The 25143-nt window shown below is 59.2% G+C and carries 27 protein-coding genes and 1 pseudogene; 11 read left to right on the top strand and 17 right to left on the bottom strand.

Annotated elements, in window-relative coordinates:
* Positions 1 to 102 precede the first annotated feature (102 nt).
* Both phoR and phoB read right to left on the bottom strand, forming a co-directional pair.
* Complete coding sequence (phoR, locus tag AC3WWR_RS00140) at positions 103 to 1389, bottom strand: phosphate regulon sensor histidine kinase PhoR (protein ID WP_218646489.1); 1287 nt, start codon at positions 1387 to 1389, stop codon at positions 103 to 105.
* Between the two features lie 80 nt (positions 1390 to 1469).
* Entirely contained in the window at positions 1470 to 2159 is a 690-nt protein-coding gene (gene phoB / locus AC3WWR_RS00135; protein WP_020797927.1) for a phosphate regulon transcriptional regulator PhoB, read from the bottom strand.
* Positions 2160 to 2311: 152 nt separating this feature from the next.
* Here phoB and AC3WWR_RS00130 point away from each other — a divergent pair, with 152 nt between their 5' ends.
* Complete coding sequence (locus AC3WWR_RS00130; RefSeq protein WP_033045501.1) at positions 2312 to 2698, top strand: COG4315 family predicted lipoprotein; 387 nt, start codon at positions 2312 to 2314, stop codon at positions 2696 to 2698.
* A 113-nt stretch (positions 2699 to 2811) separates the two neighbouring features.
* Here the strand turns inward: AC3WWR_RS00130 and ubiA are convergent, their stop codons facing one another.
* Both ubiA and AC3WWR_RS00120 read right to left on the bottom strand, forming a co-directional pair.
* Entirely contained in the window at positions 2812 to 3702 is an 891-nt protein-coding gene (gene ubiA / locus AC3WWR_RS00125; RefSeq protein WP_083349916.1) for a 4-hydroxybenzoate octaprenyltransferase, read from the bottom strand.
* Positions 3702 to 4265 (bottom strand): chorismate--pyruvate lyase family protein, encoded by a 564-nt coding sequence (locus AC3WWR_RS00120; RefSeq protein WP_033045499.1) that lies wholly within the window; start codon positions 4263 to 4265, stop codon positions 3702 to 3704. The genes ubiA and AC3WWR_RS00120 overlap by 1 nt, the downstream gene beginning before the upstream one ends.
* 202 nt (positions 4266 to 4467) lie before the next feature.
* On the opposite strand from AC3WWR_RS00120, the gene AC3WWR_RS00115 reads away from it, so the two are divergent.
* The 7 genes from AC3WWR_RS00115 (at position 4468) to AC3WWR_RS00085 (ending at position 10118) form a co-directional block, all read left to right on the top strand.
* Positions 4468 to 4638, top strand: a complete 171-nt coding sequence (locus AC3WWR_RS00115) for a rubredoxin (RefSeq protein WP_007995385.1) — start codon at positions 4468 to 4470, stop codon at positions 4636 to 4638.
* Positions 4639 to 4656: 18 nt separating this feature from the next.
* Positions 4657 to 5805 (top strand): NAD(P)/FAD-dependent oxidoreductase, encoded by a 1149-nt coding sequence (locus AC3WWR_RS00110; RefSeq protein WP_020797922.1) that lies wholly within the window; start codon positions 4657 to 4659, stop codon positions 5803 to 5805.
* Positions 5806 to 5999: 194 nt separating this feature from the next.
* Entirely contained in the window at positions 6000 to 6275 is a 276-nt protein-coding gene (locus tag AC3WWR_RS00105) for an HU family DNA-binding protein (protein WP_003213368.1), read from the top strand.
* A 205-nt stretch (positions 6276 to 6480) separates the two neighbouring features.
* Complete coding sequence (locus AC3WWR_RS00100; RefSeq protein ID WP_042955426.1) at positions 6481 to 7386, top strand: leucine-rich repeat domain-containing protein; 906 nt, start codon at positions 6481 to 6483, stop codon at positions 7384 to 7386.
* Positions 7387 to 7762: 376 nt separating this feature from the next.
* The gene (locus AC3WWR_RS00095; RefSeq protein ID WP_020797919.1) at positions 7763 to 8137 is read left to right on the top strand and encodes a DUF6124 family protein; all 375 of its coding nucleotides are present in this window, start codon (positions 7763 to 7765) and stop codon (positions 8135 to 8137) included.
* Between the two features lie 148 nt (positions 8138 to 8285).
* The gene (locus tag AC3WWR_RS00090; protein WP_020797918.1) at positions 8286 to 8672 is read left to right on the top strand and encodes a hypothetical protein; all 387 of its coding nucleotides are present in this window, start codon (positions 8286 to 8288) and stop codon (positions 8670 to 8672) included.
* Positions 8673 to 8813: 141 nt separating this feature from the next.
* Positions 8814 to 10118 (top strand): NHL repeat-containing protein, encoded by a 1305-nt coding sequence (locus AC3WWR_RS00085; protein ID WP_432668758.1) that lies wholly within the window; start codon positions 8814 to 8816, stop codon positions 10116 to 10118.
* 90 nt (positions 10119 to 10208) lie between these two features.
* Here the strand turns inward: AC3WWR_RS00085 and AC3WWR_RS00080 are convergent, their stop codons facing one another.
* From AC3WWR_RS00080 to exbB, 6 genes are all read right to left on the bottom strand, one after another.
* A complete protein-coding gene (locus tag AC3WWR_RS00080; protein WP_033045203.1) occupies positions 10209 to 11609 on the bottom strand; it encodes an aminoacyl-tRNA deacylase and HDOD domain-containing protein in 1401 nt (466 codons plus the stop codon).
* Positions 11610 to 11687: 78 nt separating this feature from the next.
* The gene (gene recG / locus AC3WWR_RS00075; protein ID WP_020797915.1) at positions 11688 to 13763 is read right to left on the bottom strand and encodes an ATP-dependent DNA helicase RecG; all 2076 of its coding nucleotides are present in this window, start codon (positions 13761 to 13763) and stop codon (positions 11688 to 11690) included.
* An 8-nt stretch (positions 13764 to 13771) separates the two neighbouring features.
* Positions 13772 to 14701, bottom strand: coding sequence for a hydrogen peroxide-inducible genes activator (locus tag AC3WWR_RS00070; protein WP_008064487.1), 930 nt, complete (start codon positions 14699 to 14701; stop codon positions 13772 to 13774).
* A gap of 174 nt (positions 14702 to 14875) precedes the next feature.
* Positions 14876 to 15625, bottom strand: coding sequence for a TonB family protein (locus AC3WWR_RS00065; RefSeq protein WP_020797914.1), 750 nt, complete (start codon positions 15623 to 15625; stop codon positions 14876 to 14878).
* Positions 15622 to 16050, bottom strand: coding sequence for a TonB system transport protein ExbD (gene exbD / locus AC3WWR_RS00060; protein ID WP_020797913.1), 429 nt, complete (start codon positions 16048 to 16050; stop codon positions 15622 to 15624). The genes AC3WWR_RS00065 and exbD overlap by 4 nt, the downstream gene beginning before the upstream one ends.
* 6 nt (positions 16051 to 16056) lie before the next feature.
* Positions 16057 to 17031, bottom strand: coding sequence for a tonB-system energizer ExbB (gene exbB, locus AC3WWR_RS00055; RefSeq protein ID WP_033045207.1), 975 nt, complete (start codon positions 17029 to 17031; stop codon positions 16057 to 16059).
* 190 nt (positions 17032 to 17221) lie between these two features.
* On the opposite strand from exbB, the gene AC3WWR_RS00050 reads away from it, so the two are divergent.
* Complete coding sequence (locus AC3WWR_RS00050; RefSeq protein WP_020797911.1) at positions 17222 to 18079, top strand: SDR family oxidoreductase; 858 nt, start codon at positions 17222 to 17224, stop codon at positions 18077 to 18079.
* 126 nt (positions 18080 to 18205) lie between these two features.
* On the opposite strand, the gene AC3WWR_RS00045 is transcribed toward AC3WWR_RS00050, so the two are convergent.
* From AC3WWR_RS00045 to AC3WWR_RS00020, 6 genes are all read right to left on the bottom strand, one after another.
* On the bottom strand, positions 18206 to 18946 hold the full coding sequence (locus tag AC3WWR_RS00045; protein ID WP_492598382.1) for a hypothetical protein: 741 nt from the start codon (positions 18944 to 18946) through the stop codon (positions 18206 to 18208).
* Between the two features lie 67 nt (positions 18947 to 19013).
* The gene (locus AC3WWR_RS00040; RefSeq protein WP_003229509.1) at positions 19014 to 19394 is read right to left on the bottom strand and encodes a RidA family protein; all 381 of its coding nucleotides are present in this window, start codon (positions 19392 to 19394) and stop codon (positions 19014 to 19016) included.
* A gap of 27 nt (positions 19395 to 19421) precedes the next feature.
* On the bottom strand, positions 19422 to 21527 hold the full coding sequence (gene spoT / locus AC3WWR_RS00035) for a bifunctional GTP diphosphokinase/guanosine-3',5'-bis pyrophosphate 3'-pyrophosphohydrolase (protein ID WP_008062824.1): 2106 nt from the start codon (positions 21525 to 21527) through the stop codon (positions 19422 to 19424).
* A 57-nt stretch (positions 21528 to 21584) separates the two neighbouring features.
* Positions 21585 to 21848 (bottom strand): DNA-directed RNA polymerase subunit omega, encoded by a 264-nt coding sequence (gene rpoZ / locus AC3WWR_RS00030; protein ID WP_007921129.1) that lies wholly within the window; start codon positions 21846 to 21848, stop codon positions 21585 to 21587.
* 167 nt (positions 21849 to 22015) lie between these two features.
* The gene (gene gmk / locus AC3WWR_RS00025; protein ID WP_008062825.1) at positions 22016 to 22636 is read right to left on the bottom strand and encodes a guanylate kinase; all 621 of its coding nucleotides are present in this window, start codon (positions 22634 to 22636) and stop codon (positions 22016 to 22018) included.
* Between the two features lie 10 nt (positions 22637 to 22646).
* Positions 22647 to 23510 carry a YicC/YloC family endoribonuclease gene (locus AC3WWR_RS00020; protein WP_020797908.1) on the bottom strand — a complete coding sequence of 288 codons (864 nt, stop codon included), beginning with the start codon at positions 23508 to 23510 and terminating at the stop codon, positions 22647 to 22649.
* A gap of 267 nt (positions 23511 to 23777) precedes the next feature.
* Between AC3WWR_RS00020 and rph the strand changes: the two genes are divergently transcribed.
* The gene (gene rph, locus AC3WWR_RS00015; RefSeq protein ID WP_020797907.1) at positions 23778 to 24500 is read left to right on the top strand and encodes a ribonuclease PH; all 723 of its coding nucleotides are present in this window, start codon (positions 23778 to 23780) and stop codon (positions 24498 to 24500) included.
* A 29-nt stretch (positions 24501 to 24529) separates the two neighbouring features.
* Entirely contained in the window at positions 24530 to 24898 is a 369-nt protein-coding gene (locus AC3WWR_RS00010) for a DUF4870 domain-containing protein (protein WP_020797906.1), read from the top strand.
* Between the two features lie 50 nt (positions 24899 to 24948).
* On the opposite strand, the pseudogene AC3WWR_RS00005 reads toward AC3WWR_RS00010, so the two are convergent.
* Positions 24949 to 25143: pseudogene (locus AC3WWR_RS00005) on the bottom strand (IS110 family transposase); the annotation flags it as partial.

The following is a 25143-nucleotide window of genomic DNA, read 5'->3' as shown; positions in this document are numbered from 1 at the left end:
TGTAATCGAATGAAAAGAAAAAAGTGCACCTGAAAGGCAGGCACAAGTCAGCCAATGTAGCGGCTGACCGTGAAATTGCCTAGTGGCGTGTGCTGGCCGGTATCAGTCGGCGGTGCTGATCACCCGGGATTTGCTGACCTGAGCAGGTGCAAAGTGGCAGGTAAATGTACTCCCGTGGCCCGGCACACTGCTGATTTCCATGCGCGCGCGATGACGCAGCAGGACATGCTTGACGATCGCCAGGCCCAGCCCGGTACCGCCGGTGTTGGAATTGCGGCTGGAGTCGACGCGGTAGAAGCGTTCGGTCAGGCGCGGCAGGTGCTTGCTGTCGATGCCGATCCCGGAGTCCTGTACGCTCAGGTGCGCGCCTTGCTCATCGCCCCACCAGCGGATGCGGATGCTGCCTTCGGCGGGGGTATATTTCACCGCGTTGAACACCAGGTTGGAAAACGCGCTGCGTAATTCCGCTTCACTGCCCTTGAGCAGAATCGTCGGGTCGGCTTCCAGGGTGATCTGTTGATTCTTCTGGCCCGACAGCTGTTGAGCGTCGCCCTTGATCGACTGCAGCAAGCCATCAATGGCCACTGGCTGGTTGTCCGACGGGTAATCGGTGGCTTCCAGCTTGGCCAACAACAGCAGGTCATTGAGCAAGGTTTGCATGCGCCCGCCTTGCTGCTGCATCTGTTGCAGGGCACGGGTCCAGCGCGGGTTCACTTCCTCGACGTTATCGAGCAGGGTTTCCAGGTAGCCACAGATCACCGTCAGCGGCGTGCGCAGCTCGTGGGAAACGTTGGCGATGAAGTCTTTGCGCATCTGTTCCAGCTGATGGATACGGGTCACGTCGCGCACCAGCATCAGGTGCTCATTGTTGCCGTAACGGGTGATGTACAACTGGATGCGCATCCGGTCGTTGGTCGGCGAAGGGATTTCCAGCGGTTCGGCGTAGCTGTCCTGCTCGAAGTATTCCTTGAAGCGCGGATGGCGTACCAGGTTGGTCACCGGCTGGCCGCTGTCCTGCGGGGTCTTGAGGCCCAGCAGGGTTTCAGCGGCACGGTTCCACCATTCCAGATTGCCGTCGCTGTCGAGCATGACCACCGCGTCTTTCAAGGCAGCGGTGGATTCCTGGACCCGGTCGATGACCGCTTGCAGGCGCCCGCGAACGCGTTGGTCGCGACGTTGCAGATGGTAGATGCTGTCGAACACCTCGCCCCACAGGCCGTAGCCATCGGGAGGTGCTTCATCGGGTTTGTGCAGGCGTAGCCATTCGTGCAGGCGTAGCAGTTGCTTGAGGGTCCAGGCCAGGTAAACCCCAAGCCCCGCGGCGAGGCTCCAGCCGTAGTAGCCGGTGATCAGGCCGATCACCAGGCAGGCGGTGACCAGCAGCAGCATGTGGCGAATCAGGGTGCCATGCCAGTTTTGGTTCACTTGAAAGCGCGTCCTTGTCTACTTCTAAAACGGGGAAATCCGGGTCACGCTTTTGTTGAAAAGCGGTAACCGGTGCCGCGCACGGTTTGTACCAGGTTTTCGTAGGCATCGCCGAGGGCTTTGCGCAGGCGCCGGATGTGCACATCCACGGTGCGCTCCTCGACATACACATTGCCGCCCCAGACCTGATCCAGCAACTGGCCACGGGTGTAGGCGCGTTCCTGGTGGGTCATGAAGAACTGCAACAGACGGTACTCAGTCGGTCCCATTTCTGCCGGTTTGCCGTCGATGGTCACGCGGTGGCCAATCGGGTCCAGCAGCAGGCCGCCGACTTCGATCGGTGCTTCGCCATCGGAGGGGCCGGCACGGCGTAGCACGGCCTTGAGGCGTGCGACCAGCTCACGCGGGGAAAAGGGCTTGGTGATGTAGTCATCGGCGCCGACTTCCAGGCCCTGGATCTTGTTGTCTTCTTCGCCCTTGGCGGTGAGCATGATGATCGGGATATCCCCGGTCAGCTCGTCGCGCTTGAGGCGGCGGGCCAGCTCGATGCCGGACGTGCCGGGCAGCATCCAGTCAAGCAGGATCAGGTCCGGTTTGCGGTCGACGATAATGGCGTGGGCCTGCTGGGAGTTCTCCGCCTCCATGCAGTCGTAGCCGGCCATTTCCAACGCAACGGCGATCATTTCGCGAATGGGCGCTTCGTCGTCGACGATCAGAATGCTCCTGCCAACCATGCCTTAATCCTCTTGTCATTTAACTGTCTTGCGCCGCATTAGATAACGGAATTATTGCAGTCGTGTGACAGTATTTTAGTCACCCGGCGATTGTCATGAACCTGGGCTAAGCTCTAAGTCCGAATCCTGACAACCACAAACGGAAGGTTTCCATGAAACACATTGCTCAATCCTGGAAGGCTTTGCTGGTGACTGCTGCGCTAACGCTGCCGAGCATGGCCTTTGCCGATGAACCGGCGATGATGAAAGGCGGCATGATGGTCGACCATAAAGGCATGACGGTGTACACATTCGACAAGGACGAGGGTGGCAAGTCGATGTGTAATGGTGATTGTGCCAAGAATTGGCCGCCGATGATGGCACCGGCGGGCGCCAAGGCCGAGGGCAAATTTACGCCAATCAAACGCGATGACGGCACGATGCAGTGGGCTTATGACGGCAAACCACTTTATACCTTTGTGAAGGACGAAAAACCTGGAGACATGAAAGGCGACAAAATGAAGGACGTCTGGCACGTCATGCACGAGTCGCAGAAGTAAACGTGTAGGAGCGAGCATGCTCGCGATGATGGTCAACGATAACGCGGCAAGCCTGACACCCCGCGGCGTCTGTGAGATCTTCGCGAGCATGCTCGCTCCTACAGGAAAACGGGTCAACGCAACCCGTAATCCAGCACGATCCCGACAAAAATCGCCAACCCGGCCCAATGGTTGTGCAAGAACGCCTTGAAACAGCGCATACGGTCCTTGTCACGGGTGTACCAGAACTCCCAGGCAAAACAGCCCGCCGCCACCGCCAGTCCCAGATGGAACCAGCCGCCGAGCTCGAATTTAGACCCGGCCAGCAGCAGGCAACCCAACGCCAACCCTTGCAGGGTCAGGATGATCACCCGATCAGCCTCGCCAAACAGGATTGCCGTGGACTTCACGCCGATCTTCAAGTCATCGTCGCGGTCGGTCATCGCGTAGTAAGTGTCGTAACCCACCGTCCACATCAGGTTGGCGATCCATAGCAGCCACGCCGCCGCCGGCAGTTCTCCGGTCTCGGCAGTGAACGCCATCGGCATCCCCCAGGAAAACGCCGCGCCCAGCACCACTTGCGGGTAATAGGTGTAGCGCTTCATGAACGGATAGGTGAAGGCCAGCGCCAAGCCACCGAACGACAGCCAGACCGTTGCCGCGTTGGTGCATAGCACCAGCAGGAAGCTCAGGCCCATCAATAATGCAAAGAACACCAACGCTTCTTTGGAGCTGATCTTGCCGCTCGGCAGCGGGCGCTGTTCAGTGCGCTTCACATGGCCATCGACCTTGCGGTCCGCCCAATCATTGATCACACAGCCCCCCGCGCGGGTCAGCACCACGCCAAGGACGAAAATCACGATATTGGCCAGCGACGGCGAGCCCTTGCCGGCAATCCACAGCGCCCATAGCGTCGGCCACAACAGCAGGTAGATGCCGATCGGCTTGTCCATGCGCGTCAGCTGAATGAAATCCCAGGCCCGGGGATTCAAGCGGTTCAAGGACTTGAGCAGGCTCTGGTACATCAGCAATTCTCCGGATGGACGCGGGCGGCGCTCCACAGGGTCGGCAGGAAGATCTCGGCCACCAGCACACTCAAGGCGCCACGGTCGAAACGCGAGCGGCGAGCCCACAGCCCGGGCGCCCGCACTTCGCTCGGCAACCACGCCTGCGGGTAGTGGCAAACCTCGATGGCACGGCGCTGGAAGGCGTGATCGCAAAACAGCAGTTCGCCCAGGGAGCGGCTGCCCAATTCGTCCATGTGCAAGCCGTCGCCCTGCAACGCACTGCGCGCCGCTACGCTGCGGGCAAACACCAGGGCTTGCCCGTGGCCACGCAAATACACCTCGCGCACCCAGCCTTCACTGCCCTCGGCCAGGTCGAGCGCGGCGCATTCATCCGTGCGCAGGGGCTGCCACCCTTCGAATAATGGCGTGACGCTAAACGCATCATTCGTCAGATGAATGAGACGCCTGGTCAGCGAGCCATTATCGAACAACCAATCGAGGATAGACGTGTCGGGGAGAGGCGTCAGTTGGCTTTGAAAGAGCCAGGTTGGGGGAGGGCAGGGGGATTCTGTGTGTTGCACAATGAGTCATTATTGGCAGCAAAGGAGCCTGTGAGCTTACCATGTCAGCCACCAATGTTGATTGATCCGGGCCACCGGATGCTCCGAACCGGCTTGCATCTGTCGTGCCCGATCAGTAAAAAAACGCTTTGAGCTGGATGGCAACGCAGTAACCATCGACCGTCCGCGCCGGCAATAGCCTGAATCCCGAGGAATTACCTGAATGAAAAAGTGGCAATGTATCGTCTGCGGCCTGATTTATAACGAAGCCGACGGTTGGCCCGATGACGGCATTGCGCCGGGCACCCGTTGGGAAGACGTTCCGGCAGATTGGCTGTGCCCGGACTGCGGTGTGGGCAAAATGGATTTCGAAATGATCGAAATCGCCGCCTGAACAACTGAGGAGTAAGGAATGAACGCACCTGTCGTAATCGTTGGTACCGGGCTGGCTGGCTACAACGTCGCTCGCGAGTTTCGCAAACTCGACAGCGAAACCCCGCTCCTGCTGATTACCGCCGATGACGGGCGCTCCTACTCCAAACCGATGCTCTCCACCGGTTTCGGCAAAAACAAGGACGCCGACGGCCTGAGCATGGCTGAACCGGGCGCGATGGCCGAGCAATTGAAGGCCGAGGTGCGCACCCATACCCGCATCAGTGGCATCGACCCGGGCCACAAGCGCCTGTGGATCGGCGAGGAAGCGGTGATCTACCGTGACCTGGTGTTGGCGTGGGGGGCGGAAACCGTGCGCGTACCCATCGAAGGTGATGCAGGTGATTGCGTGTTCCCGATCAACGATCTGGAAGACTACGCGCGCTTTCGCGCGGCTGCGGCCGGCAAGCGGCGGGTCTTGTTGCTGGGCGCCGGCCTGATCGGTTGCGAGTTCGCCAACGACCTGACCCTGGGCGGCTACGAGGTGCAACTGGTTGCACCGTGCGAGCAGGTCATGCCGACCCTATTGCACCCGGCAGCGGCCGCAGCGGTCCAGGCCGGGCTGGAAAGCCTGGGTGCACGCTTCCACCTCGGGCCGGTGCTCAATCGCCTGCAGCGGGTTGCTGACGGCCTGGAGGCCCATCTTTCCGATGGTCAGGTCATACCGTGCGACGTGGTGGTGTCGGCCATTGGCCTGCGTCCGCGCATCGACCTGGCCGCCGCTGCCGGCCTGCAGGTCAATCGCGGCGTAGTGGTCGACCGGCACCTGCAAACGTCCCATGCCAACATCTACGCCCTGGGTGACTGTGCCGAGGTCGATGGGCTGAACCTGTTGTACGTGATGCCCCTGATGAGTTGTGCGAGAGCGCTGGCACAGACCCTTGCCGGCAACCCGACGGTGGTCAACTACGGCCCGATGCCGATCACTGTCAAAACCCCGGTGTGCCCATTGGTGGTATCCCCGCCGCCACGGGGTACGGAGGGCTTCTGGACAGTCGAAGGGCAGGGCGCCGACATCAAGGTTTTATGCCGTGATGCCCACGGCAAACTGCTCGGTTATGCCCTCACAGGCGCAGCCGTGATGGAAAAGCTGGCCCTCAACAAAGAGCTTCCGGCACTGCTGGCGTAAATACCGGTCGTTCTGTCGGAATCACCCCCATTTTGCCCGTACATTGGCCGTGCCGACACTGGCGCGGCTCCTCACTGCGTGCCATCCTCACTCCCGTCTGCCGCAGAGTAGAGCACCTGCGGCGCTTTGGGCGCTGCTCCATAGAGGGCGGCACGGACATAACAACAAAAAACCGTCAAAGGGGCTTCACTAATATGCGTAAACCAGAACTCGCCGCAGCCATCGCTGAAAAAGCAGATCTAACCAAAGAGCAGGCCAACCGCGTCCTCAACGCCGTTCTCGAAGAAATCACCGGCGCCCTGCACCGCAAAGACAGCGTGACGCTGGTAGGTTTCGGCACCTTCCTGCAACGCCACCGCGGTGCCCGCACCGGCAAAAACCCGCAAACCGGTGAGCCGGTTAAGATCAAGGCCAGCAACACTGTTGCATTCAAACCGGGTAAATCGTTGAAGGACAGTGTTAATCCGTAATCTGTTTCGCGAACCTGCAGTTCAGGGGAGCGGACTGAAGAATGGGCACGCCAATGAGATTGGGTGCCCATTTTTTGTTAATCGAGAAGTCTTGCTTATCAAGCATGTAGCCAAGTGGCTTTTGTCAACTGTCAGCTATGACAGTTACCGAACTTCAACCGATGGTTTATAAAAGGAGTTCATTAAATGCGGGCAAGGTGACGACATGACTTCGGACACTGCTATTGCAAAGGCTTTTTCCCCTGTGATAATCCCGGCAAAGATAAGGACGCTCTTTGACGACCTTTCTTTTGCGCACATTGCGGCCGCACATATTTCAGAAGCCACGGGCATACCGGTGACCATCGACGATGTCGTGACGCAGGACATGCTTGATAAAGTGACGGTCTTGAGTGTGCTGAGCGGGGCGCCTGGAAAGTTCACCAGCCTGCGAGGCATTGGGCATCTGCGCAATTTGCAAAACGTAATGATAGAAAATCAACCTGTCACTCGCCTGCCTGAAGACTTCGGAACGTTGGCAAAGTTGACGTCGGCGCACTTCATCAACAGCGCACTCAAATCAATTCCGGACTGGATAGGGAATCTCACCAGCCTGACCCAGTTGAATCTGAGCTCTCAAAGGCCGCTGGGCATTATGAGAGGCAGTATTCCGGAGTCGATCGGTAATTTGACAAGATTGGAACGCTTCGACGTGGGTAATAACAATAATCTGTGCGGAAAACTGCCAGACTCAATGGCCAGGCTGACCGCCCTCAAAAACCTGTTGATTCAAAGTAACGGGTTTGAAGACATGACTGTGTTGAATGCCATGCCTTCCACCACCAATATTAATTTCCACAATCAAGCCTTGGGCATTTTCGACTTGGGCAAAGTACGCCAAAACAATTCGCTGACCATCAGGCTGCCTGAAATATTTGTTCAGGCCCAAACACCGGATGACAAGCTGTATGAGCCGAGTGGAGTTCAAATCGTGGGCGCTCCAGGAACGCATCTGGACCCAAACCGGCATGATGTGCATTTGCCGACCGGCACCACTGGTACGTTCGAAGTGATGCTGGCGATTCATGGGCGGCTGACAAATGTGAACTATCGCTACGCGGTGATCGAGTAACGGCCAACGATCCTTTGGTTAGCGGATGAAGAACCCCGAGATACGTCCCGCGTCTTGCAGGAAGTTTCCGGCAAGCTTGCGGGACAAACATCAAAATGTCGCAGCCTTAGGCCATTCCTACAGGACGATTTTTTTCATGTTCAGGATCGGTGTGTGAGGGCAGTCCAGAGCCGAGTGCGATGAATTACCTATTTACCATTCTGCTGATGGCCATGGCGATTATGCTACCAAACGGCAGGTTTGGAATCGTTAAACGTATCTCGAAAATGATGAATTTCCTTACAAAATTGAGGAAGCATCTGACGCTTTTTTAAGGTTGGCCTTCGGAAGCGCGACGGTTAGTTTGGTCACTCCCAATCTTCATCGGAGATATACCATGCCCAAGGCCAAAGAATTGCCCGCCGGATTAGAAAGCGTTAGCACTACCCCGTACATGTCCGCGACTTCAAGAAAGTTGCACCATGCCGCCACCCGCGCCCTGGACCATTACCTGAAACCCAATGCCTTGGTCATGACCGGGGCTCATCCACCCGGCGCGATCTTTGTCGTGGCGCCTGACATCGACAACGAGACGCTATTAGCCCACGCCTGTGAGTCGTTGGCGTCGGCCAACGTGATGGCAAGTGAAATCGCCGCAATGCTCGAGGGGGCGCACCGCAGTACGATGCTGGCGCTTCAGCAGGTGATCATGCTCGGTGAACTGGCGGTAAATCGAGTGCTGGATAACGTCGCCCCACCACACCCCGTCTGAGTCCAGAAAAGGCAGGCTTTCGTCCGTGACTTGGTAGTCATCGGCGTCAAAAATCCAGGCATCTCCTCCAAACATATCTGGAAGGTGGCGTTCTGGAATTTAATCGCTACACTGCGCCGGCCGTTCATTTTTCTTCTGAGGCTTGCGCATGAAATTTCGTTTTCTGCTGTGGATGCTGGGTTTGTTGATGGGTAAGGCCAGTCGGACCAATCCGGCGTTTCAGCAGCAGCTGGGTGATAAAGAACTGGTGTTTCAACTGCAGACCCTGGACGGGAAAGTAGCGCGGCACTTCCGGGTGAAGGATCAGCGCATCACCAGCAAGGCGGGTGTGTATGCCGAGCCAGCGTTTGCGATTGCCTTCAAGGATGCGGCCTACGGCTTTGCCACGATGCAGGCCAAGAACAAGCAGTTGGCGTTCATGACGGGTATTCAGGACAAGTCGATTCAGATCAAGGGCAACCCGGCGCTGGTGATCTGGTTCCAGGGGTTGACCAAGTATTTGAAGCCGCGGAAGAAGCCAACTAAAGGTAGCTGAGTTCCGATTTTTTGGCCTGATAAGTCGGTTATCTGGCCTCAAAAGAATGTATAGCTATCATTTCTGACAGGTGTTTTAAATGAGGACATGCTCCATTGTGGGGGTCTTAGTACATCAATGCCGACCTGGTGGAGCCTGATCATGAGTCAATCGCAAGCTAAAATAGCTGGGAATTTTTACGATCAAACTTTTGGTATCGGAGGTGTTGTAACCTTTCCAATCGATAATGTCGCCGCTAGTGATTTTCCTCAGGCGATAGCTACCCTGCCACAAAACAAATTGCTGATGGTTACTACTGGTGACGATACAAGTCTAAAAATGGTAAGGCTAAATGAAGACGGATCACTTGACTCGTCGTTTGCCAGTGGTGGGAGTGTCGTTGTTCCGACGTCCCGTATCGGTTATTTTTATGCTAACTCATTGGATTTGTTGCCAGATGACAAGTTTCTTGTTAGTGGCGCGATAAATAACACTGTCGCCATTGTTCGGCAGGTAAAGGATGGTGCGCCAGATCCCTCGTTTGGCGATAATAATGATGGTCAAGTCAGTTATAACGTTTACAATTTTCTTGATAGCAATAGCTATCCTGGTGCCAGTTTTCACAGCAGTGAAGCTGAGGGGGAGCAGGTCGATAAATCAACCGGTTACTCAAGCGGTGTTAGAGGAGTCGCAACTGCACTGGATGGTCAAATTGTTTTGACTCGGACTATCAAAGTCGGCGCAAGCGATTTTAGGGTAATCGTGATTCGACTGAGCGAGAATGGTTCATTGGACGAAACATTTGGTGGTAAGGGCTATGTATTCATTGCTTCCGCTAGCTCGGAGGAGCGTTTTAGTCGTGGGGTACTGTTACAGCAGGACGGTAAAGTTTTGGTTTTCTTTAAGTATAACGGCTATGTCCATGTCATTCGCTATAATCAGGACGGAAGCGTTGACATAAGTTACGGTGATAAAGGAACTGGTATTGTGACCATTCCGAGTATTAACTTATCTAGCACGCTAACTTCGATGGCACTAAAGCCTGACGGGGGGGTGGTAGCAGCAGGCGATAACTCAAGCGTTTCTGGAAGGAGTACGCTACTCGTTTCACTAACTTCGAATGGCAGTTTTTCCAAAGATTTCAATGAGGGGCAGCCAGCGTTATCTGTTTATTCTGGATATTCAAACAATGTGGTGAAAAGCCTTGCTTTGCAGGATGACGGGCGAATCCTAGTGGGGCTGGCAGTGTTTGTTGGTGATAGTAGAGAGCTGGTCAACCTGGTTGCGCGTTACCTTCCTGATGGGTCTTTTGATACGACGTTTGGTGGCGGAAAAGGGTTTATTGCTTTCGACGCAACTGAGGGCTTTTTCACGTCTCTCGCAGTGTTGCCGGACCACCGGGTGGTTTTTTGTGGGTATGGACGCGTAAGCGGTCTAGCAGGCCATGTGGTGCGCTGCTTGGCTTGATTTCTTCGGCCACCTTTACCCATTGCCAGCATGCTTGCTCCCACAGGAAGATCCAAATCCTTGTAGGAGCGATGCTGGCCCGCGAAGCTTTTAGGGTTGACTGAATTGCGACGCCAGCTCACGCAATAACACTTCAGCCTCCAGCACTTTGCTGACAACGTCTTCGGCTTTAGCACGGCTCAGGCCGAGACGTTCGAGCAGGGCGTCCGGGATATCTTCGTCCGGTCCCGAACCAATGCCCCGGCTGCGCAGCAGGCGTACGGCCAGGCAAACAAGGTTCGGGTATTCGGCGTAGGTGCCGTCGTAGCTTGGGTCGTGCTGGAAGCGCAGCGCGGTGGTGAGTTCTTCCGGCATGTCCCAGTAGCGCATCAGCCATGAACCGATCTGTTCGCGACTGATGCCGAGCAGGTGTTGCTCGATGTAGCTGTGGCACAGGTGTGGGTTGACCTCCATGTGACGGCAGATCAGCGAGAAGTGCGGCGGGAACACGTGGGCCAGCAGCAGGTAGCCGAAGTTGTGCAGCAGGCCCGCCAGGTAGGTCAGGCCCGCTTCCGGGCGCTGGGTGCGGGGCATGGCCCGGGTCAGGCCTTCGATGACCGCGGCCGTGTAGATCGATTGCTGCCAGTACGGAGTGCTGTGTTGCGGGCGGTCCTTGGGCAGGCTCAAGGTTTTTCCCAGGGCCAGGCCCAGCGCCAGGTTGATCACCAGGTCGAAACCCAGTACCCGGACGATCGCGTCTTCTACCGAACGAATCTTGCCCGGTGAGGCGTAGTACGGCGATGCGGCCCAGCTCACCACTTGTGCGGCGAGGGCCGGGTCGGTTTCGACCACGCCGGTAATGTCGTCGATAGTGGCGTTAGGGTCGACGCGCAGCTTGATGATCTTCTGCGCCGTTTCGGCCAGCGGTGGAATCTCGATGGTCGCTTCCAGTCGTTGCTGGATACGTCGCGCCGTGAACGCCTGGACGGCTTGGGAGATCTCATCGCGGTCATCGTCAGGGCGATCGAGGTTGGGGCGGATGCTGCTCAGGTTCTCGCCGAAGTTGGCGGCGCTGGCCTTGGTCAGCATGGACCTGAAGGCTTCGCTGGTGATCTCCAGCAGCACGCCCGGCTCCCCCGAATTGACCAGCACCATGGGTTCGCGCAACAGGCTTTCTTCATACAGGCAGGGCGAACTGGTCAGCGATGGCAGGCCCGGCAGCAGGCTCAGGCTGTGTTTGCCGAGCATTTTCTGCAGACGCTCGGTCGACACGGCTGTGAGGCGGCGGCCTGTGAGTTCGGTCAGGCGATTGAGGTCCAGCAATTGACTCTGCGGATACAGCACCATCAGCGCGCCGACACTGTCATCGAGCAGCACGGCCTGGACTTTGCGCGCAGCGTTCAGGCCGTGATGGTCGAGCACTTCTTCGAAGGTAATGCCCATTTTGTCCAGCAGCAGCCGAATGACCGACGGAGCGTGCGGGGCAGCAGGTGCGAGGGCAACTTCGGTCATGGTCTGTATCCGTTCCAAAACAATTTCAGGAGTATAACCAGCTTGCTCAAAGCCATCGCCTGGAAACTGAGACGCTGCTCACACTTGGCCGTATTGCTGCCCGTGGCGCAACCAGCGGTCGAGTAACGGGCTGACATGGTCAGGCCAGCGTTCCAGCAAGGCCTGGGCGGCGTCGCGTACGGCAGGCAGCAGGTCGGCATCGCGCATCAGGTCGGCGACCTTGAATTGGAGCAGGCCGGTTTGCCGTGTGCCGAGCATTTCGCCGGGGCCGCGCAGTTCGAGGTCTTTTTCGGCAATCACAAAACCGTCGTTGGTTTCGCGCATGATACCCAGTCGCTGACGTCCGATCTGGGACAACGGCGGATGATAAAGCAGCACGCAATGGCTGACCGCGCTGCCCCGCCCCACGCGGCCGCGCAACTGGTGCAGTTGCGCCAGGCCCAGGCGTTCGGGGTTTTCGATGATCATCAGGCTGGCGTTGGGTACGTCCACGCCGACTTCAATGACTGTGGTGGCGACCAGCAGTTGCAGGTTGCCGGCCTTGAACTCGGCCATCACCGCCGCTTTTTCGGCAGGCTTCATGCGTCCATGGATCAAGCCGACTTTTAATTCGCCGAGGGCGGCGGTGAGGTCTTCGTGCGTAGTTTCAGCGGCCTGGCAGGTCAGCTCTTCCGATTCTTCGATCAGCGTGCACACCCAATAGGCCTGACGCCCTTCGGCGCAAGCACCGCGCACTCGTTCGATCACTTCGACGCGCCGGGTGTCAGTGACCAGCACCGTGTTCACCGGAGTACGGCCGGGGGGCAGTTCGTCGAGGATCGAGGTGTCGAGGTCGGCGTAGGCGCTCATGGCCAGCGTCCGGGGGATCGGCGTGGCGGTCATGATGAGTTGGTGTGGACACATCCGCCCGCCGACGCCTTTCTGCCGCAGCGCCAGGCGTTGCTGTACACCAAAGCGGTGCTGTTCGTCGATGATCGCCAGCGCGAGATTCTTGAACTGTACTTCGTCCTGGAACAGCGCGTGGGTGCCGACCACCATCGGCGCACCGCCCGCGATCTGCTCAAGCGCGGCGACACGGTTCTTGCCCTTGAGCTTGCCGGCGAGCCACGCGACTTCGATACCCAACGGTTCGAGCCAGCGCTTGAAGGTGATGAAGTGCTGCTCGGCGAGGATTTCGGTGGGCGCCATCAGGGCGACTTGATAACCGGCTTCCAGCGCCTGGAGTGCAGCCAACGCGGCGACCACGGTCTTGCCCGCGCCGACGTCGCCCTGAATCAGTCGCAGCATGGGTTCGTGCTGGCTGAGGTCGTAGGCGATTTCGTTGCCCACCCGTTGCTGCGCGCCCGTCGGGGTAAAGCCGAGGTTGGCTAAATATTGGCCGGGCAGCTTCGTGGCTTTCGGCATCGCTGGCGCGCGCAGGGCACGCATGCTCTCGCGCAGGCGCTGCTGGGACAGTTGATGGGTCAGCAGCTCTTCGAAGGCCAGGCGGTGCTGGGCCCAGTGGTGACCCAAGGCGAGTTCGTCGACATCGGCATCGGCAGGCGGGTTATGCAGGTAGCGGATCGCATCGGCCAGCGGCGCCAATTGGTAGTCGCGGGCCAGTTCCTTCGGCAGCCAGTCGGGCAGGCTGCTCGGGCCGAGCAAAGTCAGGGTTTGCATGCACAGCTGCCGAAGACGCTGTTGGGTCAGGCCTTCGGTGAGCGGGTACACCGGGGTCAGGGTTTCATCCACGGGCGGTGGTTCGTCGCCGGTGATGGCGCGGTATTCCGGGTGGTAGATTTCCAGCCCCGAGGCGCCGGGCCGCACTTCGCCGTAGCAGCGAATCCGCGTGCCGCGCTTGAGGCCTTCTTTCTGTGCATTGCTGAAATGATAGAAGCGCAGGCTCAGGCCGCCGGTGCCGTCCTGCATGCGCACGACAAGGCTGCGGCGTCGGCCCATGACCACGTCTGCGCCGCTGACGGTGCCTTCGACGACGGCGTCCTGCCCTGGGCGCAGTGCGCCGATCGGCACTACGCGAGTGCGATCCTGGTAACGCAATGGCAAATGAAACAGAACGTCCTGGAGATTCTCCAGGCCGACCTTGGCCAGTTTTTCGGCCATGGCTTCGCCGACACCCTTGAGTGCCGTCACCGACACTTGCGACAACTCGGTCATGGCGTGGCTTAACCGGCCGTTACCGGTGCGGCGGGTTTGGCCACCGAGCACAGGCGAATGGAGTCAGCGAGAATTTCAATGGCCTTGGGTCGCGGGAAGCTCGCACGCCAGGCAATGGCTACGGTGCGGAATGGCACTGGCGCCGACAGTGGTCGAACCTCGATCACGCCGGGGGCGTAGTGATGGCTATCGACCGCCGACAGCGGCAAGATTGAAATGCCGAGGCCGGAGGCCACCATGTGGCGGATGGTTTCCAGCGAACTGGACTCCACCGTGGTGTGCTTGGCGCCGTCGTTGCCCTTGGCCAGTGTCGGGCAGGCTTCGAGTACCTGGTCGCGGAAGCAGTGCCCTTCGCCGAGCAGCAGCAGGCTCTTGTCGTTGAGCAGGTTGGCGTCGATGGATTCTTTCTGCGTCCATGGGTGCTGAGCCGGCATCAGGACATAGAACGGCTCGTCATAGAGCTGCAAGGTCAGCACGTCGGCTTCGTTGAACGGCAGGGCGATGATGATCGCGTCGAGTTCGCCATTGCGCAGTTTGTCGCGCAGCACGTGGGTGAAGTTTTCCTCGATGTACAACGGCATCTGCGGGGCAACCCGGTGCAGTTGTGGAATCAGGTGCGGAAACAGGTATGGGCCGACGGTATAGATCGCGCCGACCTTGAGCGGCGCGGTCAGCTGGTTCTTGCCAGCCTGGGCCAGTTCGCGAATGCCTTGAGCCTGCTCGAGTACTTTTTGCGCCTGGGCGACGATGCCTTCGCCAACCGGGGTCAAGCGCACGGCGCTTTTGCTGCGCTCAAAAATCAGCACACCGAGTTCGTCTTCAAGCTTTTTCACGCCCACCGACAGGGTTGGTTGGCTGACGTGACAACGCTCGGCGGCATGGCCGAAGTGTTGTTCTTGGGCGAGGGTAACGATGTAGCGTAATTCTGTGAGGGTCATAGCAAGCGTCCATGAAGTTGCGAGCCAAGCATACCGGCTGCAATCGATAGACGCACGTTATCAGAAGGTATGTGGCGTGTAACACAGGGCAATACCGGTTTGCCGTATCCAGATATGCAAAAGGCACCTTATCGGTGCCTTTTGCAGAGCCAGGGGCCTGGATGGCCGGTGTGATCAGCGTCGGCGCTTGTCGATCGAGTACACAAAGGGTGCAACGATTTCGATGGAGCCATTGGTCAGCATGTCGGCCGGCGGCTTGGGCAGCGGCTGCGCTCGGCGAATCATGTCCAGGGTCGCCCGGTCCAGATCGGCTGTGCCCGAAGCGCCCACCAGCTCGAAAGACAGGACGTTGCCTTCGCCGTCCACCACGAAACGCAGACGGTTCATGCCTTCCTTGCCCCGTGCCTGTGCACTGGCAGGGTACTTCTTGTACTTTTGCAAGTGCGCCAGCAATGCGCCTTGCCAACTCGCCTTGGCCGCGACTTGAGCCGCTGAAGGGCCTGGTGCGGGCTGTGCGGACTTCTCCGTCGGCGCCTGGGTCGGCTGCGTGTCGGCGGGTTTCTCCTCCGACGGCTTTTCCTTTGGCGGATCAGGCTTCTTCTCTACCGGTTTGGGCGGCTGAGGCTTCGGCTTGGGTTTTACCGGCTTGGGCACGGCAATCTCGGCCTTCGGCGCTTCGGCAAGCTTGGGTATCGGCAATTCTTCAACCGGAGCGGGCGGCTGCGGTGGTGTGACGACCTTCGGCGGTGCAGGCGGTGGCGGGGCGGGAAGCGGTGCCAGTTCGACCATCATTGCCTGAGGTGGCAATTCGATGGGCGGGTTGGCAGTCCAGTTCACGGCCAGTGCGATGGCCAGCGCGTGAACGCCCAGCACAATGGCCAGGCTACCGCTGTAACGCGTCAGCTTATGGCGCGTATTGATCATTTCTTGGCTGCCGTCTCGAGTCCGACCAGGCCCACCTTCAGGTAACCGGCGGCGCGCAGATTGTCCATCACGCTCATCAGGTCGCCGTAATCCACGCCTTTATCGGCCTGGAAGAAGATCGTCGTGTCTTTCTTGCCCTGGGTCCTGGCGTCGAGCGTGGCGCCAAGTGCTTCGACCTTCACTTCGTCTTCGCCGAGGAACAGGCGCTGGTCAGCCTTGACGCTGAGGAACACCGGTTTCTCCGGCCGTGGCGCCGGCTTGGCGGTGGACGCGGGCAGGTCGACCTTAATGTCTACGGTAGCCAGCGGGGCCGCCACCATGAAGATGATCAGCAGCACCAACATCACGTCGATGAACGGCGTGACGTTGATTTCGTGGTTTTCGGACAGATCGTCGTCTGCCCCTTCTTTCAAATGCAGGCCCATGGCCGATTACCCCACTTTCACCATGTGCGGATGTGAGCTGCGCTCAGGCTGGTGGTCGAGGTCGCGGCTGACCAGCAGCAGGACCTCTGCCGACGCGTCGGAGACCTGCGCTTTGTAACCGGCGATGGAGCGGGCGAACACGTTGTAGATCACCACCGCAGGGATCGCTGCAACCAGGCCCAGAGCCGTGGCCAACAGGGCTTCGGCGATGCCGGGGGCGACGACGGCGAGGTTGGTCGTCTGGGTCTTGGCGATGCCGATGAAGCTGTTCATGATGCCCCATACGGTACCGAACAGGCCGACGAACGGCGCTGTGGAACCGATGGTGGCAAGCACGCCGGTGCCGCTGCTCATGTTGCGACCGCAAGCCGCTACCAGGCGCTCAAGGCGGAAGCTGACGCGCTCCTTGATGCCTTCTTTTTCACGGCTGTTGACCGACAGGCGCATCTCTTCGAGGGCATCATGGACCAGCAGGTTGGCCAGGGTGCCTTCCTTTGCCGCAGTGGCGCTGGCTTCCTTGAGGGAGGCGGACTTTTTCAGCTGGGCGATTTCACCGCGCAGGCGACGCTTGGCGCCCATCAACTCAAGACCCTTGGCGATCCAGATGGTCCAGGTGATGATCGAGGCGATGGCCAGGCCGATCATCACGATTTTCACGATGATGTCGGCGTTCTGGTACATGCCCCACGGCGACAGGTCATGGGCCATGCCCAGGGTGTTGTCGGCCTCGAGGACTTCGGGAGCGTCTTCACCAATCGCGTCTGCCGGTACTGCCTGGGCAGGATCGGTCGCGACCGGCGCCGCTGCCGGGCCGGCGTGGTCGGCCTGGGCAGGTGCGGCGGCGGCAGTCGGGGTGGCGGGGGCTTGTGCGTCAGCAAAGGCCGCGGTTGGCGCCAGCATCAGGCTGAGTAGCAGGGCGGCCACCGCGCTCCAGGCGCGAGGTCGTTTGGTTGGCGAAGCGGAGAGTTGAATACGTGTCATGCTGGGCCGGACCTGAAGGAAAAAGACGGTTAATGTTCTTCCAGGCCTCGTAAGGCCGAGAACAAAAGTGGTCCGCATTATTGCAAGTAATTCTTGTTAACAGAAGTAATAGCGTCTCTTTTTTTCCTGCATTGCTAGCCGCTCGTCCATTGCCAGCGCTGGTTTGTCCATTTTCAAGGAGAGTTTTCTGATGTCCGCACCCTCTGTTTTGATCGCCGGTTGCGGTGATGTCGGCAGTCGCCTGGCCACGCAGTTGTTGGCTGGCGGGTGGGAAGTCCATGGCCTGCGCCGTGACGTTTCGCGCCTGCCCGACGGGGTTGTCGGAGTGGCCGGCGACCTGTTCAACAAGGACTGCCCGGCAACTTGGCCGGTCGGTGCGGTGGATTACCTGGTGTATTGCGCGGCCGCCACCGATCACGATGAAGCGGGTTATCGGGCCGCTTATGTCCAGGGCTTGCAGCATGTGCTGGAGTGGCTGGACGACTATGGCCAGGTGCCCAATCGCTTGTTGTTCGTTTCCAGTAGCAGTGTCTACGGCCAGCAGCAGGGCGAGTGGATTGATGAGACTTCGCCAGCCGTGGCGGCGGGTTATTCAGGGCGTGTGATGCTTGAAGCGGAGCAGATTGCTCTCAATAGCGGCATCCCGGCCAGTATCGTGCGTTTGACCGGTATCTACGGCCCGGGTCGTGAATGGTTGCTGACCCAGGTTCGCCGCGGGTATCGCGTGGCGATCGATCCGCCGCTGTACGCCAATCGAATTCATGCCGATGACGCCGCCGGCTTGATGGCCTGTCTGCTCGAGGCGGACCGGCGTGGCGTGGCACTGGACGATGTCTATATAGGTGTTGATGACGAACCCGCCGCACTGGCGGATGTGGTGGGCTGGTTGCGCGAGTACATGGGTGTGACCGAATGGGCGGAGGACGCCACTGTGCGCCGCACCGGGAGCAAGCGTTGTAGTAACGCGCGGGCGAAGGCGTTGGGTTGGATGCCGAAGTATCCGAGTTTTCGCGAGGGTTATGCGGCGATCATTGAAGGGAATTGTTAACTGCCAGACGCCCGAATCAATCGTGGGAGCGAGCCTGCTCGCGAAGAGGTCGTAACATTCAACATTTATGTCGACTGATACACCGCTTTCGCGAGCAGGCTCGCTCCCACATGGGGCATGTGTGGATTACTGTTTTTCCAGCAGCCACTTGCGATTGCCCGGTGTGTACTGGGGCATTTCGTCTGCCTGGGCGGTATTCACCGCCTGGAAGATTTCCAGTTCCTTGCCTTTGCGTGCAAAGATCCAGGGGTTTCCTTGTCCGTTGAGTTGCAACCACATGTTGTCGTTGCCACCGCTCATCGATGCACAATCACCCGCCAGGCACAGCGCATAGCGATCGGCTTCCGGCAAGCCGATGACCTGGCCGTCGGCCTGGAACTGCACGCTATTGCCTTCGCCGGGGCCGCTGACGACCTTCCAGCTACCGCCCATGTACGCCGTGTACAGCGCGCGTTCGAAACTGGCACCCATCGGTGCGCCTTCCGGAACCGGAATCAATGCGCGGTCGAAGACCTGCTCGGGTTCGTTGTCGCTGGCGGCCTGGCTCAGTTGCTTGCCGTCACGCTTGAGCTCGCTGGCAGAGCTGCCATAAAAGTCGACTTTCCAGGCGCCGGACTGTTCGCCCAGCAACTTGCCTTCGACATTTTCAAAACCATTGGTGTAGCGGGCCTGACTGGCCTTGGTATTGACGTCCCACTCCAGGTTCGGACCATAGGCCTGGAGGGCTTCACGCAGGGGGCCGCCTTTGGCTGCAGCATCGATCGCCGCCTGGTTGATCCAGGTGCCGCTGATATCACGGTCGGCAGGGTTGCTGGCACAACCGCCCAAAAACAGGGCGAGCAGCGAGAGAACAAGCGCTTTGCGCATGGTGGAATCCTTTCAGACTTTCTTTACAGCAGAGCGGTCGGCGCAGCCATTGGCTGCGCCAGACGCGTTACTCGATGACCAGGATGGCATCCATTTCAACCTGCGAACCCTTTGGCAGGGCCGCAACGCCAATGGCGGCGCGTGCTGGGTAAGGCTGGTCGAAGTATTTGCCCATGATCTCGTTGACCTTGGCGAAATGGCTCAGGTCGGTGAGGAAGATGTTCAATTTGACGATGTCCTTGAACGAACCACCGGCGGCTTCGGCCACGGCCTTGAGGTTCTCGAACACCTGGACGGTCTGTGCTTCGAAGCCTTCGACCAGTTCCATGGTTTTTGGGTCCAGAGGGATCTGGCCCGACATGTAGACGGTGTTGCCAGCCTTGATCGCCTGGGAGTAAGTACCGATGGCGGCCGGGGCCTTGTCGCTGGTGATAACAGTCTTGGTCATGAATGACTCCTTGTAATGGATGGGTGGCTACGCGCGCATGCGGGTGATGCGGATCACCCCGGTCAGGGCGCGCAGTTTCTTGATCACACGGGCCAGGTGCACACGGTCGTGCACGCTGACCACCAGTTGGACCACGCTGATGCGACCATCGCGTTCATCCATGCTGATTTTTTCGATGTTGCCGTCGGCCGCGTTGACGCTGCTGGCCAGCAGGGCGATCAGGCCGCGCTGGTGTTCCAGCTCAACGCGCAGTTCGACGTTGAATTCGCCGGTGACATCCTTGGCCCACGAGAGCTGGATGCATTTTTCCGGGTTGTGGCGGATTTCGCTGATGTTACGGCAGTTGTCCAGGTGCACGACCATGCCCTTGCCCGCGGACAGGTGACCGACAATCGGGTCGCCCGGGATCGGTGTGCAGCACTTGGCGTAGCTGAGGACCAGACCTTCGGTGCCGCGGATCGCCAACGGACCTTCAGGGCTGGGTAACTGCTCGCCTTCGCCAAGCAGGCGTCGGGCGACGACGTAGGCCATGCGATTGCCCAGGCCGATGTCTTCAAGCAAGTCTTCGATCAGTTCGAGGCGGTACTCGGCAAGCATCGCTTTCACGCGCTCGGCCGGGATTTTTTCCAGCGAGCTGTCGAAGCCGTTGAGCACCTTGTTCAGCAGGCGTTCGCCCAGGCTGATGGACTCGGAACGGCGCTGCAGTTTCAGCGCATGGCGAATATGGGTGCGTGCTTTGCCGGTCACCACGAAATTGAGCCACGCCGGGTTCGGCCGTGCGCCGGGAGCACTGACGATCTCGACCGTGGAACCGCTTTGCAACGGTTCGGACAGCGGCGCGAGGCGACGGTTGATCCGGCAGGCAATGCAGCTGTTGCCGACGTCGGTGTGCACCGCGTAGGCGAAGTCGACCGCCGTGGAGCCCTTGGGCAGCTCCATGATCCGGCCTTTGGGCGTGAACACGTAGACCTCGTCCGGGAACAGGTCGATCTTCACGCTTTCGATGAACTCCAGCGAGTTGCCGGCCCGTTGCTGCATTTCCAGTACGCCCTTGACCCACTGGCGGGCGCGCGCATGCGTGCCTTTTGGCTGCTCGTCGCCGCTGGATTTGTACAGCCAATGGGCGGCGATGCCGTTGTTGGCCATCTCTTCCATTTCGCGGGTGCGGATCTGGATCTCGATCGGAACACCGTGCATGCCGAACAGCGTGGTGTGCAGCGACTGATAGCCGTTGGCCTTGGGGATCGCGATGTAATCCTTGAAGCGCCCCGGCAACGGTTTGTACAAATTATGAACAGCACCCAGCACGCGGTAGCAGGTATCGACCTTGTCGACGATGATCCGGAATGCATATACATCCATGATCTCGTTGAAGGCCCGACGCTTGCCGCGCATCTTCTTGTAGATGCCGTAGAGGTGTTTCTGGCGCCCGCTGACCTCGCCCTGGATGCCATCGATGGCCAGGCAATGGCTGAGGGATTCTTCGATCTTGTTGACGATTTCCTTGCGGTTGCCCCGGGCGCGCTTGACCGCCTGGTAGATTCGCGCGGAACGCATCGGGTGCATGGCCTTGAAGCCGAGGTCTTCGAATTCTATGCGGATGGCGTGCATGCCCAGCCGGTTGGCGATGGGTGCATAGATTTCCAGGGTTTCCTTGGCGATGCGCCGGCGCTTTTCGCCGGACAGCACTTCCAGCGTGCGCATGTTGTGCAGGCGGTCGGCCAGCTTGACCAGGATCACGCGAATGTCGCGCGCCATGGCCATGGCCATTTTCTGGAAGTTTTCAGCCTGGGCTTCGGCCTTGGTCTCGAAGTTCATCTGGGTCAGTTTGCTGACCCCGTCGACCAGTTCGGCCACGGTTTCGCCAAATTGTGCTTGCAGCGCTTCCTTGGCAATGCCGGTGTCTTCGATCACGTCATGCAGCATGGCCGCCATCAGGCTCTGATGGTCCATGTGCATGTCCGCAAGAATATTCGCCACCGCAAGTGGGTGCGTGACGTACGCCTCACCGCTACGGCGGCGTTGGCCGTCGTGGGCTTGTTCGGCGTAGAAATACGCTCGGCGGACCAGGTTGACCTGGTCTTTGCCGAGGTAGGTCGATAAGCGATCGGCGAGGGCGTCTATGCTCGGCATGATGACTCCTGCCGCAAGCTGTGTTCCCGCGCCGTGCTACGTCGACCAGGCATAGGCTTAGACGGCCTCGTTGGACTCGTCCTCGAATGCAGCGAAAAGCGGTTCATCTTCAACGATTTCGGCTTCGGCGATAGCTGCGTAGTCGATCAGGCCTTCAGCGATTTCACGCAGGGCGACGACGGTAGGCTTGTCGTTTTCCCATGCTACTTTCGGCTCTTTGCCGCCGGTGGCCAGTTGACGGGCACGCTTGGTAGAGAGCATGACCAGCTCAAAGCGGTTATCCACGTGTTCTAGGCAGTCTTCAACGGTTACGCGGGCCATGGTCTTCCTCGTAGCAAATGCAATATGCGCGCTGCCCGGATGGGCGAGCGGACTCAACAGTTTAAAAAATCACCAGCGTTTAGGGAAGCGCTGATTTTTTGACCAAGCTCTTCAACGCGCTGCAAGTGCCAATGTAAAGCCCTTGCAGCTGTTTTGGGAAGGGCTCTTTAGCCGAGTAATTCAGCCAGTAATTTGCCAAAACGTTGCTGCTGGCGTTTTTGTTGCAACTGATTGGCGCGGAAAATCGCCTTCAGGTCGTCCAGTGCGTGGGCGAAATCGTCGTTGATGATCAGGTAGTCGTAGTCGACGTAGTGGCTCATTTCGCTGACGGCTTCGCGCATGCGACCTTCGATGATCTCGTTGCTGTCCTGGCCGCGGTTGTCCAGGCGCTGGCGCAGGGCCTCCTGGCTCGGCGGCAGGATGAAGATCGAGCGCGCCTGGGGCATCAGCTTGCGCACCTGCTCGGCGCCTTGCCAGTCGATTTCCAGGATCAGGTCATGGCCTTCGTCCAGCGTCTGCTGCAGATGGCTCTGCGAGGTGCCGTAGAGATTGCCGAACACCTCGGCGCGCTCAAGGAAATCGCCGTGCTCGATCATCTTCACGAACTCTTCGCGCGAGACGAAGTTGTAGTTCACGCCATCCACTTCGCCCGGGCGCATCGCGCGGGTGGTGTGGGAAACGGAAACCTGGATCTGCGGCTGGGCGTCGATCAAGGCCTTGACCAGGCTGGTCTTGCCGGCGCCCGAAGGCGCGGAAATGATGTAGAGGGTGCCGGTGCTGTGGGTCATGGGGTTTGCCTTACTCAATATTCTGCACTTGTTCGCGCATCTGCTCGATCAACACCTTGAGGTTGACCGCAGCCTGGGTGCTGCGCGGGTCGAAGGCTTTGGAGCCCAGTGTGTTGGCTTCGCGGTTGAGTTCCTGCATCAGGAAGTCCAGGCGCCGACCGGCGGCGCCGCCGGACTTGAGCACCCGGCGAACTTCGATGATGTGAGTGCTCAGGCGATCCAGTTCTTCGGCGACGTCGCTTTTTTGCGCGAGCATGACCATTTCCTGCTCCAGGCGCTGCGGGTCCATCTCGGCCTTCATGTCGGCAAAGCGGTCGAGCACTTTCTGGCGCTGGGTGGCGAGCATCTGCGGAACCAGTTCGCGCAGGGTCACCACGTCTTCTTCAATGGACGTCAGGCGATCGTTGATCAGCCGTGCCAGCTCCGCGCCTTCGCGCTCGCGGCCGGCCTTGAGCTCTTTGAGGCCCTGGTTGAACAGTGCCAGTGCCTCGGCGTTCAGCGCTTGCGGGTCGGTCGCGTCGCCCACCAAGACGCCGGGCCAGGCCAGCACTTCGAGTGGGTTGAGCGCAGCCGGGTTCTTGATCAGGCTGGCAATGGTCTCGGCGGCCGCAACCAGTTGTGCTGCGCGTGCCTGGTCCACCTGCAGTGGTTTACCGGTATTTTCTTCGGTGAAGCGCAGGGTGCATTCGAGCTTGCCTCGGGAGACAGCCTGGCGCAGCGCTTCGCGTACGGCGCCTTCGAGGTCGCGGAAGGACTCCGGCAGGCGCAAGTGGGGTTCCAGGTAGCGGCTGTTGACCGAGCGCAGCTCCCAGCTCAGGGTGCCCTGGCCCCCGGCTTTCTCGACGCGGGCGAAGGCGGTCATGCTGTGCACCATGGAGGTACCTCGCAATGCAGATCGGCGCGCAACTGACGTTCCGGCAATCCGATATGAATGAATTTAAGCCGACTGGCAGCAAAGGCGCAGGATTGTAGCGCAGTGGCGTGGATGCGCCCAAACACACGGTGTGACAAAGGCCTGCAGGTCGTCGGCAGCGGGCTGTGCAGAGCCTTCGCTCGTCCGAGGATTTTTTTAGAAGTGCCCAGTCGTGGCTGGCGGCTCTATAATGCTCCGCAGTTTTCCGTCCCCGTACAGGTATCCCTTATGAAACGTCCAAGTGGTCGCGCTGCCGATCAGCTCCGCTCGATCCGCATTACCCGCAACTACACCAAACACGCCGAGGGATCCGTACTGGTCGAGTTCGGTGATACCAAGGTCATCTGCACCGTCAGCGTCGAAAACGGCGTGCCGCGGTTCCTCAAGGGCCAGGGCCAGGGCTGGTTGACGGCCGAGTACGGCATGTTGCCGCGCGCCACCGGCGAGCGTAACCAGCGTGAAGCCAGCCGCGGCAAGCAAGGCGGCCGTACCCTGGAGATCCAGCGCCTGATCGGCCGTTCCCTGCGCGCTGCGCTGGACATGTCCAAGCTGGGTGACATCACCCTGTACGTTGACTGCGATGTGATCCAGGCTGACGGTGGCACGCGCACCGCCTCCATCACCGGCGCCATGGTTGCCCTGGTCGATGCCTTGAAAGTGATCAAGAAGCGTGGCGGCCTGAAAGGCGGCGACCCACTCAAGCAAATGATCGGCGCCGTGTCGGTGGGCATGTATCAAGGCGAACCTGTGCTCGACCTCGACTACCTGGAAGATTCGGCGGCCGAGACCGACCTGAACGTGGTGATGACCAGCACTGGCGGCTTCATCGAAGTCCAGGGCACTGCCGAAGGCGCGCCGTTCCAGCCTGAAGAGCTGAACGCCATGCTGGAACTGGCGAAAAAAGGCATGAACGAAATCTTTGATCTGCAAAAGGCTGCACTGGCCGACTGATCTGGATACCTGTAGGCAAGGAGGGCGCCATGAGTGAAGAGCAACAGCTACTTCCCACCCCGAGCAAAGAGGTTCGGCAGTGGGCTATGTTTTGTCACTTGTCCGCCTTGCTGGGGATCTGGATTCCATTCGGTACGCTGATCGGCCCGCTGGTTCTGTGGCAGATGAAGCGCGAGATGGACCCGTTCATTGACGCGCAGGGCAAGGAGGCGCTGAACTTTCAGATCACGGTCGCCATTGCTTCCGCCATTTGCTTGCTGCTGATGCTGGTGATTATCGGGTTTTTCCTGTTCGGCCTGGTGGCGATTGGGGCGCTGGTCTTGACCATCATCGGTGGTGTGAAAGCCAATGAAGGGGTGCCATATCGGTATCCGTTCACCTGGCGGTTGATCAAATAACGATCAGCGAAGATCTTTTTGTGGGAGATTCTATGGTTGAGGGGAAGCCCTCAACTGGTTTTCGGTTGGTATTCACTCTGCCCCTTCAGCAGGGCGAATACGATACGAGCGAGCTTGCGAGCCAGCATCACCAAGGCTTGAGTGGTGCTGAAACCCCGATTTCTTTGTTCTTGGTAAAACCCTTTCCAGGCTTCGGTTCGACTCGCCGACATAGCCGCATTGTGCAGAAGGCGGCGGGCTTCTGG

It is taken from the genome of Pseudomonas sp. EB271-G4-1 (assembly GCF_058791355.1).
Note: the sequence above shows the minus strand (reverse complement) of the source record. Positions and strands in the feature narration are given on the sequence as shown.

Coding starts and splice junctions, on each gene's coding strand:
- rpoZ (WP_007921129.1), bottom strand. CDS start 21,848: ATGGCCCGCGTAACCGTTGAAGACTGCCTAGAACACGTGGATAACCGC.
- AC3WWR_RS00010 (WP_020797906.1), top strand. CDS start 24,530: ATGAGTGAAGAGCAACAGCTACTTCCCACCCCGAGCAAAGAGGTTCGG.
- AC3WWR_RS00105 (WP_003213368.1), top strand. CDS start 6,000: ATGCGTAAACCAGAACTCGCCGCAGCCATCGCTGAAAAAGCAGATCTA.
- AC3WWR_RS00090 (WP_020797918.1), top strand. CDS start 8,286: ATGAAATTTCGTTTTCTGCTGTGGATGCTGGGTTTGTTGATGGGTAAG.
- rph (WP_020797907.1), top strand. CDS start 23,778: ATGAAACGTCCAAGTGGTCGCGCTGCCGATCAGCTCCGCTCGATCCGC.
- AC3WWR_RS00095 (WP_020797919.1), top strand. CDS start 7,763: ATGCCCAAGGCCAAAGAATTGCCCGCCGGATTAGAAAGCGTTAGCACT.
- ubiA (WP_083349916.1), bottom strand. CDS start 3,702: ATGTACCAGAGCCTGCTCAAGTCCTTGAACCGCTTGAATCCCCGGGCC.
- AC3WWR_RS00065 (WP_020797914.1), bottom strand. CDS start 15,625: ATGATCAATACGCGCCATAAGCTGACGCGTTACAGCGGTAGCCTGGCC.
- phoR (WP_218646489.1), bottom strand. CDS start 1,389: ATGCTGCTGCTGGTCACCGCCTGCCTGGTGATCGGCCTGATCACCGGC.
- exbD (WP_020797913.1), bottom strand. CDS start 16,050: ATGGGCCTGCATTTGAAAGAAGGGGCAGACGACGATCTGTCCGAAAAC.
- AC3WWR_RS00045 (WP_492598382.1), bottom strand. CDS start 18,946: ATGCGCAAAGCGCTTGTTCTCTCGCTGCTCGCCCTGTTTTTGGGCGGT.
- spoT (WP_008062824.1), bottom strand. CDS start 21,527: ATGCCGAGCATAGACGCCCTCGCCGATCGCTTATCGACCTACCTCGGC.
- gmk (WP_008062825.1), bottom strand. CDS start 22,636: ATGACCCACAGCACCGGCACCCTCTACATCATTTCCGCGCCTTCGGGC.
- recG (WP_020797915.1), bottom strand. CDS start 13,763: ATGACCGAGTTGTCGCAAGTGTCGGTGACGGCACTCAAGGGTGTCGGC.
- AC3WWR_RS00100 (WP_042955426.1), top strand. CDS start 6,481: ATGACTTCGGACACTGCTATTGCAAAGGCTTTTTCCCCTGTGATAATC.
- exbB (WP_033045207.1), bottom strand. CDS start 17,031: ATGACACGTATTCAACTCTCCGCTTCGCCAACCAAACGACCTCGCGCC.
- AC3WWR_RS00115 (WP_007995385.1), top strand. CDS start 4,468: ATGAAAAAGTGGCAATGTATCGTCTGCGGCCTGATTTATAACGAAGCC.
- AC3WWR_RS00085 (WP_432668758.1), top strand. CDS start 8,814: ATGAGTCAATCGCAAGCTAAAATAGCTGGGAATTTTTACGATCAAACT.
- AC3WWR_RS00020 (WP_020797908.1), bottom strand. CDS start 23,510: ATGGTGCACAGCATGACCGCCTTCGCCCGCGTCGAGAAAGCCGGGGGC.
- AC3WWR_RS00050 (WP_020797911.1), top strand. CDS start 17,222: ATGTCCGCACCCTCTGTTTTGATCGCCGGTTGCGGTGATGTCGGCAGT.
- AC3WWR_RS00130 (WP_033045501.1), top strand. CDS start 2,312: ATGAAACACATTGCTCAATCCTGGAAGGCTTTGCTGGTGACTGCTGCG.
- AC3WWR_RS00070 (WP_008064487.1), bottom strand. CDS start 14,701: ATGACCCTCACAGAATTACGCTACATCGTTACCCTCGCCCAAGAACAA.
- AC3WWR_RS00110 (WP_020797922.1), top strand. CDS start 4,657: ATGAACGCACCTGTCGTAATCGTTGGTACCGGGCTGGCTGGCTACAAC.
- AC3WWR_RS00080 (WP_033045203.1), bottom strand. CDS start 11,609: ATGACCGAAGTTGCCCTCGCACCTGCTGCCCCGCACGCTCCGTCGGTC.
- phoB (WP_020797927.1), bottom strand. CDS start 2,159: ATGGTTGGCAGGAGCATTCTGATCGTCGACGACGAAGCGCCCATTCGC.
- AC3WWR_RS00040 (WP_003229509.1), bottom strand. CDS start 19,394: ATGACCAAGACTGTTATCACCAGCGACAAGGCCCCGGCCGCCATCGGT.